Annotated in this window: 13 protein-coding genes; 10 read left to right on the top strand and 3 right to left on the bottom strand. The window is 48.7% G+C overall.

What is annotated here, in order from left to right:
• Window positions 1-8 precede the first annotated feature (8 nt).
• From KQX66_RS02830 to KQX66_RS02795, 8 genes are all read left to right on the top strand, one after another.
• Complete coding sequence (locus KQX66_RS02830) at window positions 9-1,301, top strand: ABC transporter substrate-binding protein (RefSeq protein ID WP_216789392.1); 1,293 nt, start codon at window positions 9-11, stop codon at window positions 1,299-1,301.
• 40 nt (window positions 1,302-1,341) lie between these two features.
• Window positions 1,342-2,241 carry a carbohydrate ABC transporter permease gene (locus KQX66_RS02825; protein ID WP_216789386.1) on the top strand — a complete coding sequence of 300 codons (900 nt, stop codon included), beginning with the start codon at window positions 1,342-1,344 and terminating at the stop codon, window positions 2,239-2,241.
• A 1-nt stretch (window position 2,242) separates the two neighbouring features.
• On the top strand, window positions 2,243-3,064 hold the full coding sequence (locus tag KQX66_RS02820; RefSeq protein WP_216789385.1) for a carbohydrate ABC transporter permease: 822 nt from the start codon (window positions 2,243-2,245) through the stop codon (window positions 3,062-3,064).
• Window positions 3,065-3,142: 78 nt separating this feature from the next.
• Window positions 3,143-4,630, top strand: a complete 1,488-nt coding sequence (gene glpK / locus KQX66_RS02815; RefSeq protein WP_216789384.1) for a glycerol kinase GlpK — start codon at window positions 3,143-3,145, stop codon at window positions 4,628-4,630.
• Window positions 4,631-4,654: 24 nt separating this feature from the next.
• A complete protein-coding gene (locus KQX66_RS02810; protein WP_216789383.1) occupies window positions 4,655-7,141 on the top strand; it encodes a glycoside hydrolase family 31 protein in 2,487 nt (828 codons plus the stop codon).
• 28 nt (window positions 7,142-7,169) lie between these two features.
• Entirely contained in the window at window positions 7,170-8,837 is a 1,668-nt protein-coding gene (locus tag KQX66_RS02805; protein ID WP_216789382.1) for a glycerol-3-phosphate dehydrogenase/oxidase, read from the top strand.
• Window positions 8,838-9,234: 397 nt separating this feature from the next.
• Window positions 9,235-10,770, top strand: a complete 1,536-nt coding sequence (locus KQX66_RS02800) for a hypothetical protein (RefSeq protein WP_216789381.1) — start codon at window positions 9,235-9,237, stop codon at window positions 10,768-10,770.
• Window positions 10,771-10,788: 18 nt separating this feature from the next.
• Window positions 10,789-12,309 (top strand): TolB-like translocation protein, encoded by a 1,521-nt coding sequence (locus KQX66_RS02795; protein WP_216789379.1) that lies wholly within the window; start codon window positions 10,789-10,791, stop codon window positions 12,307-12,309.
• A 123-nt stretch (window positions 12,310-12,432) separates the two neighbouring features.
• Here the strand turns inward: KQX66_RS02795 and KQX66_RS02790 are convergent, their stop codons facing one another.
• From KQX66_RS02790 to KQX66_RS37960, 3 genes are read right to left on the bottom strand one after another with little or no spacing between them, the layout of a single operon-like run.
• Window positions 12,433-13,569, bottom strand: coding sequence for a DUF4179 domain-containing protein (locus KQX66_RS02790; RefSeq protein ID WP_216789377.1), 1,137 nt, complete (start codon window positions 13,567-13,569; stop codon window positions 12,433-12,435).
• Window positions 13,556-13,846, bottom strand: a complete 291-nt coding sequence (locus KQX66_RS37965) for an RNA polymerase sigma factor (protein WP_308647084.1) — start codon at window positions 13,844-13,846, stop codon at window positions 13,556-13,558. The genes KQX66_RS02790 and KQX66_RS37965 overlap by 14 nt, the downstream gene beginning before the upstream one ends.
• 33 nt (window positions 13,847-13,879) lie before the next feature.
• On the bottom strand, window positions 13,880-14,089 hold the full coding sequence (locus KQX66_RS37960; protein WP_308647061.1) for a sigma factor: 210 nt from the start codon (window positions 14,087-14,089) through the stop codon (window positions 13,880-13,882).
• A gap of 281 nt (window positions 14,090-14,370) precedes the next feature.
• On the opposite strand from KQX66_RS37960, the gene rocF reads away from it, so the two are divergent.
• Entirely contained in the window at window positions 14,371-15,285 is a 915-nt protein-coding gene (gene rocF, locus KQX66_RS02780; RefSeq protein WP_216789375.1) for an arginase, read from the top strand.
• Window positions 15,286-15,316: 31 nt separating this feature from the next.
• Window positions 15,317-16,528, top strand: coding sequence for an ornithine--oxo-acid transaminase (locus KQX66_RS02775; protein ID WP_216789370.1), 1,212 nt, complete (start codon window positions 15,317-15,319; stop codon window positions 16,526-16,528).
• Window positions 16,529-16,614: the final 86 nt, after the last annotated feature.

The raw sequence follows: 16,614 nt of genomic DNA, 5'->3' as shown, positions 1-16,614 counted from the left end.
TAGAAGCGATGAATAAGAAAATGAAAGCGATATCTATTGGTATGGTCATGGTTCTGTTGACGCTTACGAGTGCTGCTTGCGCCAAGAAGGAATCGGGTGGAGGAGCGGAAGCCGGCGGTAAAAACGTAAAGCTGGACTTTGTCTGGTTTTCAGATGGAAATGAAGGCGCAATCATGAAAGATATTATCAAAGATTACGAAGCAAAAAATACGAATGTAAAAGTAAATATGATCGAAGTCCCTTATAAAGATCTGTCGACGAAATTGAAAACGATGATCGCAGGCGGAGAGCCTCCGGCATTGGCCCGAATCAGTACGACGGAGCTTGGCGGATTTGCCAAACAGGCGGTGGACTTAAGCGAGAGCAACGGCGGAGTGGAGAAGTATACCGGACAGTTCATCGATTCCCTTAAACCCTTCTATGTGGTGAATAATAAAGCGGTAGCCGCTCCTATGGATGTTACGGCTAACGGATTGATTTACAATAAAACCTTGTTTGATAAAGCCGGAGTGAAGGTGCCGTCATCTCCCGACAATGTCTGGACGTGGAATGAGTTCTCCGCCGCCTTGAAGCAGGTAATGGAAAAAGGCGGGGCTAAATACGGTCTTGTGTGGGATTTTACGCCGCAACGGTGGTCGACTATTCTGTACCAATTCGGAGGCAGCCTCATGAGCCCGGATGGAGCAAAAGCCACAATCAACAATGAAGCGGGTGTACAGGCGGTTGAATACTTCAAAAAGCTGCATACCGACGGCATCGCTCCCACATCCGTATGGCTTGGCGGGGAAAACCCGAATAACTTGTTCCGCAGCGGGACGGTCGCCGCACATTTGGCAGGAAATTGGATGATTAGCAATTATAAAGATATTTCGAACTTCGAATGGGGCGTAACGTACATGCCGAAAGCCAAACAGCGTTCCTCGGTACCGGGCGGCAAATTCGCGATGGCATTCAAAAATTCCGGCGTGGAGAAGGAAGCAACCGATTTCATTAACTATATCACCACGAAAGAAGTAAATGCGAAATATACCCAAGAGGCATTGTTCCTGAGCCCGCGCAAAGACAACGCGAAGCTGGACTATGCTTTCGGTAAAGAGATGATGGAAGTTTTCTCGAACGAACTGAACAACACCGTTCCGGCAGCAGCTGAGGATTGGTCCAAGCAAACGATTGTGCCCAAATTCAGCAATGAGTTGAAGAAGACGATCTCGGAAATTATTGTTGGAAAAATAACGGGACAAGCAGGCTTAGATAAAGTTGCGGGATTAATTGATAAAGCCATCGGCGAAGAGAAGAAATAATCCATGCATCGGTACGGTTGAAGGGAAAGGAGTAAGCCTGATGTCTGCACAAACCTCTGCCGTAAAGACAATAAGGAAGCCGGGACAATCTAAAAAATGGATTCCTTATTTGTTTGTACTGCCTAACTTGTTGATTTTTACCACTTTTATCGTGATTCCCATGGTAATCGGATTCGTTTATTCTTTCCACGAATATGACGGATTGAATCCGATGGAGTTTATAGGCTTTGACAATTACAAAGAGATCTTTTCGAACAACGAGTTTTGGAGCGCACTGGGAAAAACCGCCCTGTATGCACTCATTGTAGTACCGTCGATTTACTGCCTATCCCTCGCCGTAGCGATGATGCTGATCCAGCAAATCCGGCTTAAAGGACTATTTCGCTCCATATTTTATTGGCCTACGATGATTTCGTATATCATTGTTGGTTTGACGTGGAAGTGGATTTTCGGCGATTTCGGTGTTTTGAATTACTTTATGACGATGTTCGGCCTGGAACCGATTCATTTTTTATCGGATTCTTTTTTCGCGAATGTATCGGTGGTGATCGCAACGGTTTGGTCGCGTCTTGGATTTTATATGGTCATTTTCATGGCCGGCTTGCAGGCCATACCGAATGATTATTATGAGGCGGCCAGATTGGACGGGGCATCCAAGCCTCGGGTATTCTGGAGCATTACGCTTCCGCTGCTCAAGCCTACGACCGTACTTGTCGTGATGCTGACGCTGATCGAGGCGTTTAAGGCATATCCGTTACTGTTTGCGCTCACGGGGGGCGGACCGGGCAAAGATACGACTTATATCGTGCAATATATATACGAAACCGGGTTTGCCAAGCAGGAGCTGGGCATGGCCAGCGCAATGTCCGTGTTATTGTTTGTTCTTATTTCGCTGTTTACCGCTCTGCAGTTCAAACTGTCAAAGGGAGGCTCCGATTAGCGTGGAATTGAAGGCATCCGCCAAAGCCGTCTTGTATATTCTTCTTATTGTAATGGCTGCCATGTGGTTGTTTCCAGTGCTTTGGATTGTCATCTCGTCCTTCAAGACGAACAATGATTTGTACAGCTTTCCCCCGAGATTTTGGCCGGAGCCGATGACTTTTGAGCACTTTACGGCTGCCTTTCAGAAAGGCAACTTCGGACGATACTTCATCAACAGCACGATCGTCACGGTCAGCTCAACGATTCTGCTGCTGCTGATCAACTCGATGGCAGGGTTCGCGCTGGCTAAATATAAATTCAGAGGGGCTGCGGTGCTGCTCGTCGGGTTCGTGTCTACCCTGATGATCCCTCTTGAGGTCATTATGATCCCGATCTTTAAGGTGCTCAGCTTCCTCGGATTGTTCAACAGCCTGCTGGCTCTTATCATTCCGCCGGCAGCCACGCCGACAGGCGTTTTCTTGATCAGGCAGTATTTGCTTACCGTACCGGATGAACTGCTTGAGGCGGCCCGGATGGACGGGGCATCGGAATGGCGGATTTATTCGCAAATCATTCTGCCGATCTGCAAGCCGATCTTGGCGGTGCTTGCGATTTTCTCTTTCATGTGGCGATGGGACGATTTCTTGTGGCCTCTTATCGGAATTAGCGATCCGTCCTTATATACGATTCAATTGGCCTTGTCCAACTTTATAGGAGAATTTAACGTTGATTGGGGCAGCTTGCTTGCCATGTCCGTCATTACGATGATTCCGGTGCTTGTGGTTTTCGTCATATTCCAGCGTCAATTCGTCAGCGGTATGGTGACATCCGGGATGAAATAATTGCAAAAATCCAATTCCCTTCCACCACAGGGGCCGGTTGTCTCTGTCGGTGAAGGGATTTTTTAGGGGAGCTTGGGGATGGAACGCTTCATATTGTCATTAGATCAAGGAACCACCAGTTCCAGAGCGATATTGTTCAACCATGACAGCCGGATTGTTTCAGCGGTGCAAAAGGAGTTCACCCAGTATTACCCGCAGCCCGGTTGGGTTGAGCAGGATGCGGAAGAAATTTGGGAATCGGTCGTTTCTGTCATCTCATTGTGCTTGTCGAAAGCAGGTATCGGACCGAGTCAAGTGGTGGCAATCGGTATTGCCAACCAGCGTGAAACGACGATCGTCTGGGACAAAATGACGGGAAAGCCGATCTACAACGCTATAGTATGGCAATCCAGGCAAACCGCTCCAATCTGCGAGCGGTTAAAATCCCAGGGATGGCAGGACCTGGTCCATGAGAAAACCGGCCTCCTGATCGACGCGTATTTCTCGGCGACTAAAGCAGCCTGGATTCTTGACGAGGTGCCCGGCGCCAGAGCGCGTGCGGAGCGGGGAGAATTATTGTTCGGTACCGTCGATACTTGGCTGATTTGGAAATTGACCGGAGGCAAGGTTCATGTGACGGACTACTCCAACGCTTCCCGTACGATGATGTTTAATATCCGGGAATTGAAGTGGGATACAGAGCTGCTGAAACGGTTAAACATTCCGGAATCGATGCTTCCCGAGGTCAAGCCCTCCTCCTGCATCTACGGCGTAACGGATAAGGAAATCGTTGGCGGGGAGATTGCGATTGCAGGGACGGCCGGCGACCAACAGGCCGCGTTATTCGGACAAGCGTGCTTTGAGGAAGGAGCGGCCAAAAACACCTATGGAACCGGATGCTTCATGCTGATGCATACCGGCAGTAAAGCGGTCTACTCGAAACACGGGCTGCTCACGACCATTGCCTGGGGCATAGGCGGCCGGGTGGAATACGCGCTTGAGGGCAGCATCTTTGTGGCGGGCTCTGCGATCCAATGGCTGCGTGACGGGCTTAGGATGATCAAGAGCGCCGAGGAAAGCGAAGCGTTTGCTTCGCGTGTGGAATCTGCCGAAGGGGTGTACGTGGTACCGGCGCTCGTCGGGCTCGGAACCCCTTATTGGGACAGCGATGCCAGGGGAGCGGTATTCGGGGTTACCCGCGGAACCACCAAAGAGCATTTCATACGCGCAACCCTCGAAGCTCTCGCTTATCAAACCAAGGACGTACTCGCCGCCATGGAAGAGGAATCGGGGATTACTTTGCATTCGCTGCGTGTGGATGGCGGAGCGGTAAAAAACAATTTTTTGATGCAGTTCCAGAGCGATATCCTGAATGTGCCTGTCGAACGCCCGGTAATTAATGAAACTACAGCTTTGGGTGCGGCCTATTTGGCCGGACTGGCTGTAGGGTATTGGGCCGATCAGTCGGACATCGTGAAACAATGGAAACGAGATAAAACCTTCATGCCGAATATGGACGATGCCAAGCGTCGTAACTTGTACGACGGATGGAAAAAAGCCGTTCATGCAACGAGGGCTTTTAAATAACGGATAGGAATGTGGAGGTAAATCATGAGAGTAAGCAGTAAGTTATTGCAGGTCGTGGAAGGGCATCATTATTTGGACCTCGTGACCGATGAAGCCAAGTATCGCATCTATCTGATGAATGATTATGTGATCCGAATCCGCTGCACCTTCGACGAACAGTTTGCCGAAGAAGCTTCGTATACGCTGACCATGACCGCATGGGATGACAAGATGGATGGGATGGTCGAGGATCGCAGGAGAGTGGCGGCTCTTCCGGCTCAGTATGAAGATTTGGGTACCCGCTTGCTGCTCCGCACGAATCAATTACGGCTGATGATACACCGGGAGCCTTTTGCCATTGAAATTACGGATGCGGAAGGCCGAATGCTCCATGAGGATTTGAAAGAGCGCCCCTATGTGAAAGATAAGCACGGCCGATTGTATCATTATTCAAACCTGACGGATGAAGACCATTACTACGGCTTCGGTGAGAAAAGCGGGCATTTGAATAAAAAGAAGAGAAGGCTGCGGATGCATAACGTGGATACGATCGGTTACGATTCGGAACATACGGATCCGCTGTATAAGCACATCCCGTTCTATATTAAATTTAACGGAAAGACGCAGTCTGCAACGGGTTTGTTCTATCACAACAGCCATGCATCCACTTTTGATATGGGATGCGAACGCAGCGGCTACTGGAACAAGTATAGTTATTTTAGCGCGGACGGCGGGGAACTGGATCTCTTCTTCATGTACGGTCCGCAAATAAAGGATGTCGTCCGCCACTACACGGATCTAACGGGCAAAACGATTTTGCCGGCGCAATACTCGCTTGGATATATGGGCTCCACCATGTACTATACCGAACTGGACCGGGATTCGGATCAAGCGATTTTGAACTTTCTGGATAGATGCAAGGCGGAAGGAATTCCCTGCGACGGATTCTTCATGTCTTCAGGCTACACCACTGGCGAAGACGGGAAAAGGTATGTCTTTAACTGGAATAATCGACGATTCCCTCATCCGCAAAACTTTATCGAACAAATGCGAAGCAAGGGGGCGGCATTGGCCCCTAATATAAAGCCGGGTATGCTGCTTACTCACCCGTTATATAAACAATTTGACGAGGCGGGTGCCTATATAAAAGACGATAAGGGGGACAAATCCCAAACCGACCGTTATTGGGGAGGACAAGCTTCTTTCGTCGACTTCACCAACCCGAAAGGCAGACAATTATGGAAGGACCAGTTGAAAGCATCGTTTATTAACTTGGGGGTCACTTCCATCTGGAACGACAATAACGAATATGAAATTAACAATCCGGATGCGTTGTGTGAGTTTGAAGGCGGCAAGAAAGAAATCAGCGCCTTGCGGCCGCTTCTTCCCAATCTTATGGCTCAAGCGGCCAAGGAAGCGATCGCCGAAGCTGCGCCGAATACGAGACCTTATATTGTCAACCGCGCCGGATTTGCCGGCATTCAGCGTTATGCCCAAACCTGGGCCGGAGACAACAATACGAGCTGGCACAGCTTAAAATTCAATATTCCTGTTATTTTAGGAATGGGACTGTCCGGTGTAGCGAACCAGGGCTGCGATATTGGCGGCTTCTTCGGCCCTGCCCCGGAACCGGAGCTGTTCGTCCGTTGGGTACAGAACGGGATTTTCCAACCGAGGTTCTCCATCCATTCCTGCAACACGGACAATACCGTCACCGAGCCGTGGATGTATCCTTCGTATACTCCATATATCCGGGAGGCGATTCAGCTTCGTTACCGTTTGATCCCTTATTTCTACTCTTTACTGTACGAAGCTTCCGTCCTGGGCTCTCCGGTCATGCGGCCGATGGTGTATGAATTTCAGCATGACCCTGCCACTTGGGAGGAAAGCTTCGATTTCATGCTGGGAAGGTCGATCCTGGTCGCCAATGTTCTGGAAAAAGGGGCGGAAACGAGAACGGTGTACCTGCCGGAAGGCAGCGAATGGGTTGACTGGCATACAAGAGAGCGTTATGCAGGGGGACAGACGATTCGGCTTAAGGTTTCCTTAGATTCGATTCCGATGTTTATCCGCAGCGGGGCTGTTATTCCGCTCGCGCCGTATGTGCAGAACATTCATAACGACCGTATAGAAGAGCTGCATTTGCTGATCGAGCCGTCCGAGAACGCAAGCTTCGTTCTGTATGAGGACGACGGGGTAACGAACAATTACAAGAACGGCGACTATCTGAAAACAACGATCAATGTCGAAACGGATGGAAACACCGTGATTTCTTTCAAGAAAGACGGAGCGTACGCCAGCACAGTGAAACGAATCGTCATTGATTTGGTATGTAACCAAATTGCTCCGGTTCAAGTGATGCTGCAGGGCAGAAAGCTTCCGATGTTTCTCGATCCCGCCGAGTGGAAAGCGAAGGAAGAAGGCTGGTACTACGATCTGGAGCTTAAAACGGCAAAAATCAAGTACGACAACAGCCAAGCCGATTATGAAATTGCAGTTAACTTCGATATAAAAGACTTGATTTCCATTTAACTCGTGATCATCGAAGGAGGGATGCAAGATGGGGGAAGCCTTTTCAAGTAACAGAAGGACAGAAATATTACAAGCCTTACCCAAGCAAACGTTCGATGTCCTTGTCATCGGGGGCGGGATTACCGGGGCCGGTATTCTGCTTGATGCGACGACCAGGGGGATGAACACGGTGCTGGTGGAAATGCAGGATTTCGCAGCGGGAACCTCCAGCCGATCCACCAAGCTGGTCCATGGAGGGCTGCGTTATTTGAAGCAGCTTGAGGTAAAAATGGTCGCCGAGGTCGGGAAAGAACGCGCGGTTGTGTATGAGAATGGCCCTCATGTGACCACTCCGGAATGGATGCTGCTTCCGTTCCATCAAGGCGGTACGTTCGGAAAGTTCAGTACTTCTCTGGGACTGAGGCTCTATGATTTTTTGGCGGGAGTGAAGCGGAGCGAGCGGCGGAAAATGCTCGGCGTTCAGGAAACGATACGGCGTGAGCCGCTCGTCAAGCGTGAAGGGCTAAAGGGAAGTGGCGTCTACGTCGAGTATCGTACCGATGACGCCCGTCTCACCATCGAGGTGATGAAAGAAGCGTTCGCGCGTGGAGCGAAGGCCGTAAACTATGCCAAGGTGGAGCAGTTTATTTATCAAAACGGCAAAGTTGTTGGAGTGAAAGTCAGGGATACGATCCACGGAGCATGGTATGAGATCTTTGCCCGCAAAATCGTGAATGCCGCCGGGCCTTGGGTAGATACGCTTCGGGAGATGGATCAATCGAAAACCAAGAAACATTTGCAGCTGACCAAAGGAGTACATTTGGTGATCGACCAATCCCGGTTTCCGCTGCGGCAAGCCGTCTATTTCGATACGCCGGACGGGCGGATGGTATTCGCTATTCCGCGGGACGGTAAGGCGTATGTAGGCACCACGGATACTGTCTTCAAGGGAGATATCGCTCATCCGAGAATGTCTTCCGAAGATCGCAACTATATCATTAATGCCGTTAATTATATGTTTCCCACATTGAACCTTGGCATTCAGGATATTGAATCCAGTTGGACGGGACTTCGCCCGCTTATCTTTGAAGAAGGTAAAACGGCGTCGGAAATATCCCGCAAGGATGAAATCTGGCAGTCGGAGTCCGGATTAATTACCATTGCGGGTGGCAAGCTCACCGGTTATCGCAAAATGGCGGAAATGGTCGTCGATCTTTTGAACGATTTGTTCAAGAAAGAAGGAGTAACCCGATTTACCCCCTGCGTCACCAAAACCATGCCGATCTCCGGCGGACATGTAGGCGGACCGGATCGATTCCCAACCTTTATCGAGCGGAAAACGGCGGAGGGCATAAAGCGGGGGTTCAGCAAGGAGCAAGCGGAGAAGCTTGTTCGAAAATACGGCTCGAATATTGATCGTTTGTACGAGCTGGCTTTTACCTATGGAAAAAATGGTTCGGACTTCGGGCTTCCTTTAGACGTGCTGGCCATGATTGTCTACGCTATTGAAGAGGAAATGACGGTGAAACCGATCGATTTCTTTAACCGGCGTACGGGCGCGCTGCTCTTTAATATCTCATGGGTGCATGAATTCAAGACGCCGGTTATTGCATTTATGGAGCAGTATTTGCATTGGAGCGAAGAGGAGACACGACAGTACAGGGAAGAGCTGGAGAAGCAGCTTCTCGAGGCTGTTGTCCCTGTAGATGTTAGATAACAATTCAGATTGTGCAGTCATGGGTCTCACGTGAAAGCCTGCTTGGGGCTGCCAGTGCGCTGCGGGCGGAACGATTTTCAATGCTCAAACATCGGAAAGAGGCATTGACCAGGCTCTTTACCTACTGTATATTTCTATATCGCATACAAAAAGTGCTTGCCATTGGCTTTCTGATAAGTCAAAGGCAAGCACTTTTTGTACTTCCGCCTCCAAAAACAGCATGTTTGAAACGCATAAATATACATTCCACACTTAGCGGATATTCTCATCAATTATGACAATCTGCCCTTGTATGCTCGGTGATGGAAATAAGGGTAAATTCTCTATCTATTTTTACCGAAATATTAAAAGATACCCAGTAAATTTGGGCAGTTAGCAGCAGGAAAGGATGTTTAGGATGATTAGGACAAGCAGGAATATTTTGCCCGGAGTGCTGGCAGGCATACTGTTAGCGGGATGTTCCACAGATACGACGACTCGGATAAATAATAACGGGTTGCCCGCCCAATCCGCTGTTGAAAAAACCGAAAGTGAAAAGTCGAATGCCCCAAAGGATGCGGGGACGGCACCGAGTCCTACCTCGGTTCCTCCGGCGGCACCTGATCCCGTAGTATCCAATGCCAATTCCAGTTCCCAGTCTCCATCCAATGGAGATGAGATCCAGCCGAAGAATGAGGACCCGAGCAGCAGCGGCAATACCCTTGGAAGCGAACGGGAAAAGCCTGACTCCTCTCCTCCCGATAGGCAGCAACTCTCAGGTGTCAAGGGGGCAAGCCTGAAGGAGGCGGAACGAATATTAAAGCTGGAGTTCAATGGCGAAAATTTGTTGAGATACGGAGAAGCAATGTATGACAACGGATTGATTTACGATGCGATTCATTACATTCATCGGGCAATGGAGCGGGGGAAGGAGAGCAGCCGGCTCCCTCAACTTATGAATGATTTGGGAGCCGGCAGCGCGAAGGTCGAGCCACGCAAGCTGGTTGATGGCAAAAATGCCGTTCTCTCATATGACGGTAAGTATATCGCTTACTACGAGAGTGGAGGATTGATGATTTACGATGTTAAAGCTGATAAATCGAAGCGGGTGTCGAGCATAAGTGATTCGCTTTTTCCGGAATGGAGGTGGAGCCATGACAATCGGCAGCTGGCTTATATCAATGGCAGCAGTTTATTTGTTTATGACTTGCCGAAAAATGAAATCTGGGAAGAAAAGTTCGATTCTTTCTTGGACCACTTTATTCTTTGGTCGGCAAACAGCCAAAAAATACTAGTGGGAACCTATGATAAAAAGAAGGAGAGCTACGTGCCCCAGTTGTTTGATATAAGTACCCGAAGTCATATTCAGCTTGAGGGGAGCTTTGGCGGCTATCTGAAGCCTTTTGAGGATACACCCCAAATATTTCGGCAAATCCGGAGGGATGGCCAGGTGTTTGACGTTGCCGTGCAGGACAAGAAGGAAACATGGGTTGGAACGATTCCCGTGGGCCTGAGCAGCCTCACTCTGACGTCGGATTTGAGCCAAGGCGCCGGATTTAGCGAAATGAATTTTGATCATGGGACGAGCTTTGGCAGAAATCCGCAATATTTTAATTTTCGATCGGCAAACACGCTCATGACATTTGATTATTCCTACAGTTTACGCGAAAGCTTAAGAATAACAGACAATGGCCGCTGGATCGCCTTTAACCAAAGTGCAACCATGCCTCAGGAGGGATCGAGCATAAGTAATGATGTTCCTTTTTCGACCTTGTGGCTGGCAGAAACCGAAGGTAAAAAGCGTATCCCGGTCGATTACGGATATATCAGCACAACCATGCATTCTTTTTCGGACGATGTCTCCTTGTTCGTGTATACCAAAGAAACGAGAATAGACGGTTATCCCAGAAAATTTGAGATTTATCAAGTTTCCTTATCGGGGGTAACCAAATAAATGGGGGGAGTCGGACGGATGGATAAGCCGCTGATTTATTTGTTCATCATTTTGATTTCGATCACGGTCTGCTCTTGTCAAGCTGTGCAGCCACCAGTCGCGGGTGAGAAATCCGTGGAAAAATATGCGTCTAATCAAGATCAGTTTGCGGAACAAACGGAAGCTTTACCAAAAAGTGATGTAAAGCCGAAATCGGTTGAATCTGAACCATCGCAACAGACAACAAGCGCTGACGGAGAGGCCGTGAAACCGCAACAGGCGGCGCAGCAAGCAGATGGGGCTGAGGAAGCGGCTTTACCGGCTAACCAAGCCCAAGAGCCGCCGAAGCCTTTCAGAGAAGGCAAGCAGAGTACTCAAGAAACGGACATAGGGTTTACTTCCGAGCCGCCTTTGCTTTTACATAATGCGAATATTTCGTTTCAACAAATTGAGGATGATTATTTACGCGAGGGTAACCAGGAAAATACTTTGAAGTATGGAGAAGCCATATATCGTCAAGGTAATATAGACGATGCTGTCATTTATTTTGCTGCAAGCGGCACTAAGGGAACGCTGGGCAAAGATATCGCGGCGATCAAGGAGGAGGCCGCCCGCGGATATTCCTCCTTGCAGCCCGTAAAATTGGGTGATGGACACATGCCGTCGCTCTCTCACGATGGAAGACATATAACTTATTTGACGAACGATTCTTTTAACGGTGAGCTCGTCATTTACGATACAAAACAGGGTTCCCGGGAGACAGTCGGAGAAGGCGGCTATTCGAAGGATGCTCCACCCGTCTGGAGTTGGGATAACAGGTTCGTTGCTTTTGGCGAGTTCAAGTCTTTGTATATTTACAATATGGAAAGCCGCAGTTTAACTACAGAGCCGTTAGACGGACGCATTAAGGAGCTCGTCTGGTCGAAAGACCACGACCGAATCGCTTACAGTACGGCGGAGGGGCGAAAAATCCGGGTTTATCAACTCAGTACCCGCCAGCACCAGGTTATTGCCGAAGGCAGCGACCTTAACCTTATAGGGTTCAGCGAGGATTCAAAAGCATTGCGTATTATGAAGAAAGATCGTGTATATGACGTCACGCTGAGTGATTTGAAAGAAAAGGACATTTATACGCATCCGTCTTCCGTAGAGAATCCGGTTTGGTCAGTAGACGGAGAAAAGGGTGTCGGGCAGCTGCATGGTGTACGCGTGAGAGCGAACCAATTTCATGAGGCCAGGAATAATCCTGTGTTTTTTCAAGGAACCGAATTTAAACCTCTGCTGAGTTTTTCTTATTCCAAGGTTTCCGCTCTTCGGCTGAATCGAAGCGGGTCGGTTATGGCTTTCATCCAGCAAGAGTCAACCGCCCAAACCTCCGAACACGGAATGCTGTGGGTGGCAAGTACGGATGGCAGCAAACGCAATCCCGTTGATTATGGAACGATCATAACGACCCCGCAAGCATTTTCGGATGATGGTACTGTATTCGTTTATTCCAAAACTAGATATAAGTCGGTCCAAAAATCGGATCACGAGCTGTATATGCTTAAAATCAAATAATCCTCAATATCAGCGAAATCAAGCCTTAAGCGGCAGCGAGCTGGCTGGAAGAAGCCCCGTCCCTATTGTCGAATTTGAAAAGACAGACTGCAAAGAATGACCTTGGCAGTCTGTCTTCCTCATTTATTTGGAAGCGGGCAGCTCGATTTTGGTTTCCAATCCCTGGATGTACTGATCTTCCTTTACATTCTCCGTGAAATCATCCTTGATGACAAATGGCTTCAAAATCAAGTATTTGGTCGTCCCGGACGTTGAGGCGTATCGTCTGTCATAGTTCAGCCGGTTTCCTTCATACTTCCCGTCCCCGTGCAGGGCAGGCAGTTGGCGGCCTTGATCGTCGAAAGCGGCTATTCCGACACGCCGTAACTTGTTTTCGTCCCCCTGTTCCAATGATTGCACGTTGTTCAATGCAATCGAATAGTTAACGCGTGTCGTCAACGGTGTCACCTGCAAGTCGGTGACGGAGAAAGTAAACTCGTTCTTGGTTACAACCGCATTCGGATGAACATTGATTATGTTGTCCGTGGTTTTACGGAAGGGGACATCCAGTTTAAATTCATGGTCGATTCCCTCCAGGATGATCGTGACCTCGGCGTTGAAAGAATCGGGAACGGACCCGCCGCCGGACGTATCCAGCACCTCTTCGAAGATCAGCATGTCCGGATGTGCTTCTCCCGCACCCATGTAGCCTCCGCCTTTCAGAATGGAACCCGGATCGCCCTGCCGTTTTCCGTTTACTGTGAAAAATACATTTTGAATTGCGCTGCTGAGTTTTACCAACTTTTTTCCGTTATCATATTTTCCGTTTTTCAGATTGGGAGCCGTCACATGAACCAGAAAAGCGGCCCGGCTGCCGTCGAAAACCGTCTCGCTCACCTCAAGCTTAACGTCCTCATAGGAAACGTTTCGGTTTACAGTGGCAGCAAGCCCCAGATCGCCGGCATTTCGGAGTCCGATGTCCCCTTGGATAGAGCTGAAAATACTTCCTATCAAAGGAATACTTTTGATGGAGTCCGCCATAACCGGGGACACCAAGCCGGAAGCGAAGAACGCTGCTCCGAGGATGACTGCTGCTGCAGTGGCGGTTGTTGTCCGGCGGAACCGTGACCGTGTTGGTCTGCTTATGCGCTGGGTAGGCCGCTCCGGGAGTGAAGCATAAGTCTCATCCAGACGCGAACGGACAACCGATGACATCACCATATCTGCGCTATTTGTCTTTTTCAGTTTTATGAATTCCTTCTCAAGGTTAAATCGTTCCATAGTTCATCTTCCCTTCATCAGGTGTTTTGAAATTTTGCATAAGGGTATCGCGCGCTCTGGAAAGGCGCATCTTGACGGCGCTTTCCGAGATGTTGAGGACGCTGGCGATCTGCCGCACCGGCAGATCTTCAAAGTAATGAAGAAGGATAACGATACGCTGCTGCTCATCCAGTCGGTCCACCGCTTCTCTCAAATCCACGTTATCGTAATCCTTAGAGGGCGAAGAAGGTTCTTGAGCCTCTGAGTAAACTACGGTACGCGAGCGGCCTGCGAGAATCGTATTGCATTGATTGATCAGAATACGGAAGATCTAGGTTTTGAAAAATTTAGGCTCGCGAAGGGTATGGATCGATTGATAGGCTTTCAAAATGGTTTCTTGCAGGGCATCCGCGACATCCTCGTCTTTACCCAAGATGGATTTGGCCATACGGTATAAAGATTCCTCAAAGTGCTTAACAAGGCTGATAAAAGCATCACGGTTACCCGTTGTCGCTTGAATCGCAAGGTTTGTTACATCCACTTCACACACTCCTTTTTTTAAAATTTTGTATTTATACTAATTAGACAGATCAAGTCGCTATATGGTCACATTTCATTTACACTATTCTGCTTATCCATCCTCCAAAATCGTTGACCATAAATAATTTAAATAGTAACAATAGACGATTTCAATTTCAGAATCCGCCGAAGCTATGATACATTCGAGATGTCATCGAGCGGGATGACCTGGAAAGAAAGCGCTACCTTTGTTGGAAAGCATCATATTATGTAAAAAAACTATATGAAACCGAGGGGTTCTCTATGATTACTACAAAAAACAGCAACGATATTTCACTTATCGGAGTGCCGCTTCAACTCGGTGCCAATCGTTCTGGTGTAGACATGGGGCCGACTGCGATTCGAAGTTCAAATATTCAAGCAAGGCTGGAAACGTTGGGTTTCCACGTCAGTGATTGCGGCGATATCGAGGTTAACCGCTTGCAGGACAGGTGTGATCCTGATGAAAAATTAAAGTACTTGGCGGAAATCGTTCGCGTTAACACGAAATTGGCTGAAGTGGTGACCCAAGAGATGGGAAAAGGCCGGTTTCCTCTCGTTATCGGCGGAGATCACAGTATTGCTATCGGTACAATTAAAGGTATCCTGCAGCATGTGAACAAGCTTGGTGTCATTTGGTTCGACGCGCATACCGATGTGAATACGGAATTTACGACCACTTCGGGTCACATTCATGGAATGTCGCTGGCTGTATTGTTAGGTCACGGGCATCCGAGTCTTACTTCCATTGGGGGAGCGCACAAGAAATTAGATCCGCGCAACGTTGTTATTATCGGGGCGAGATCGATCGATCCGGGCGAAAGGCTGTTCTTGAAGGAGCAAGGCATTCGCGTATTTACGATGTATGACATCGACAAATATGGCATGAAAGCGGTCATGGATGAGGCGTTAGAGCGGGTTTCGGCAGGTACGGACGGTATTCACCTCAGTCTGGATTTGGACGGGATGGACCCTCGGGAAGCGCCCGGTGTCGGAACGCCTGTGGAGGGCGGGATTACTTATAGAGAGAGTCATTTTGCTATGGAATATCTGCATGAACATGGCGCTGTTGTCTCGGCGGAAATTGTAGAAGTGAATCCGATGCTCGATGTGAACAACAGGACGGCCAAATCCGCTGTCGACTTGGCCGGCTCGCTTTTTGGAGAACGAATTCTATAAATAAAATCATTTTGATCGGGGAGGCCCTACCATGACACAAACAAAGCAAATTATTGAACAGACTGAAAAATACGGAGCTGCAAATTACCGTCCGCTGCCTATCGTGATATCTAAAGCGGAGGGAGTATGGGTGGAAGATCCCGAAGGCAACAAATATATGGATATGCTAAGTGCCTATTCCGCGTTGAACCATGGGCACAGACACCCGAAAATCGTTCAAGCGTTGAAGGATCAAGCGGATAAAGTCACTTTGACATCCCGCGCGTTTCACAATGACCAGCTAGGGACCTTTTACGAAAAACTGTCGCAGCTGACGGGGAAAAGTATGATCCTTCCGATGAATACAGGCGCAGAGGCCGTGGAAACGGCGATCAAAGCCATTCGGCGCTGGGCGTACGGCGTGAAAAAAGTGCCTGCCAATCAAGCTGAAATTATTGTTTGTGAAGGCAATTTCCATGGACGCACGATTACGATTACTTCTTTTTCCTCCGAGGAAGAGTATAAGGCTGGATTCGGGCCGTTCACACCCGGGTTCAAAATTATTCCGTACGGCGATCTGGAAGCTTTGAAAAATGCGATTTCGCCGAATACAGCTGCATTTTTGTTCGAGCCGATTCAAGGAGAAGCGGGCATCAATATTCCGCCAGCCGGATTTATCCAAGGAGCGCAAAGGCTTTGCAAGGAAAACAATGTCTTGTTAGTTGCCGATGAAATCCAAACGGGCTTCGGGCGTACAGGCAAGTTATTCGCTTGCGACTGGGAGAATGTGAAGCCGGATATGTACATTTTGGGTAAAGCGTTGGGCGGAGGGGTGTTTCCGATTTCTGCGGTCGCTGCCGACCAGGACGTTCTCGGCGTGTTTAACCCGGGTTCTCACGGCTCTACTTTTGGCGGGAATCCGTTAGGCTGTGCCGTTGCAATTACGGCATTGGATGTACTGCAAGAAGAGGATTTGGTTCGTCGTTCCGAACAATCGGGGCAATATTTTATAAATAAACTAAAAGAGATCAAAAGCAGCAAATTGAAGGAAATTCGCGGCCGCGGCTTATTTATCGGGCTTGAATTGAACGAACCGGCGCGTCCTTATTGCGAAAAGCTGAAGGAGCTGGGCCTGCTGTGCAAAGAAACGCATGAAACGACGATTCGGTTTGCCCCGCCGTTAAATATTTCGCAAGAAAATTTGGATTGGGCGATTGAACGAATTGTATCGGTTTTTCATGAAGTAGAAGCTGCAACCCCGTAAGGATGTAACGAGGGGAATTCGCTCCAAACAATCGGCTATTTACTTTACGATCAATCGCCAAAACTCAGGAGTGTATGGTTCAGAAT

The sequence above is a fragment of the Paenibacillus oleatilyticus genome (assembly GCF_018998565.1).
Classification (GTDB): Bacteria; Bacillota; Bacilli; order Paenibacillales; family NBRC-103111; genus Paenibacillus_G; species Paenibacillus_G oleatilyticus.
This window is presented reverse-complemented; position numbering and strand designations above follow the sequence as displayed.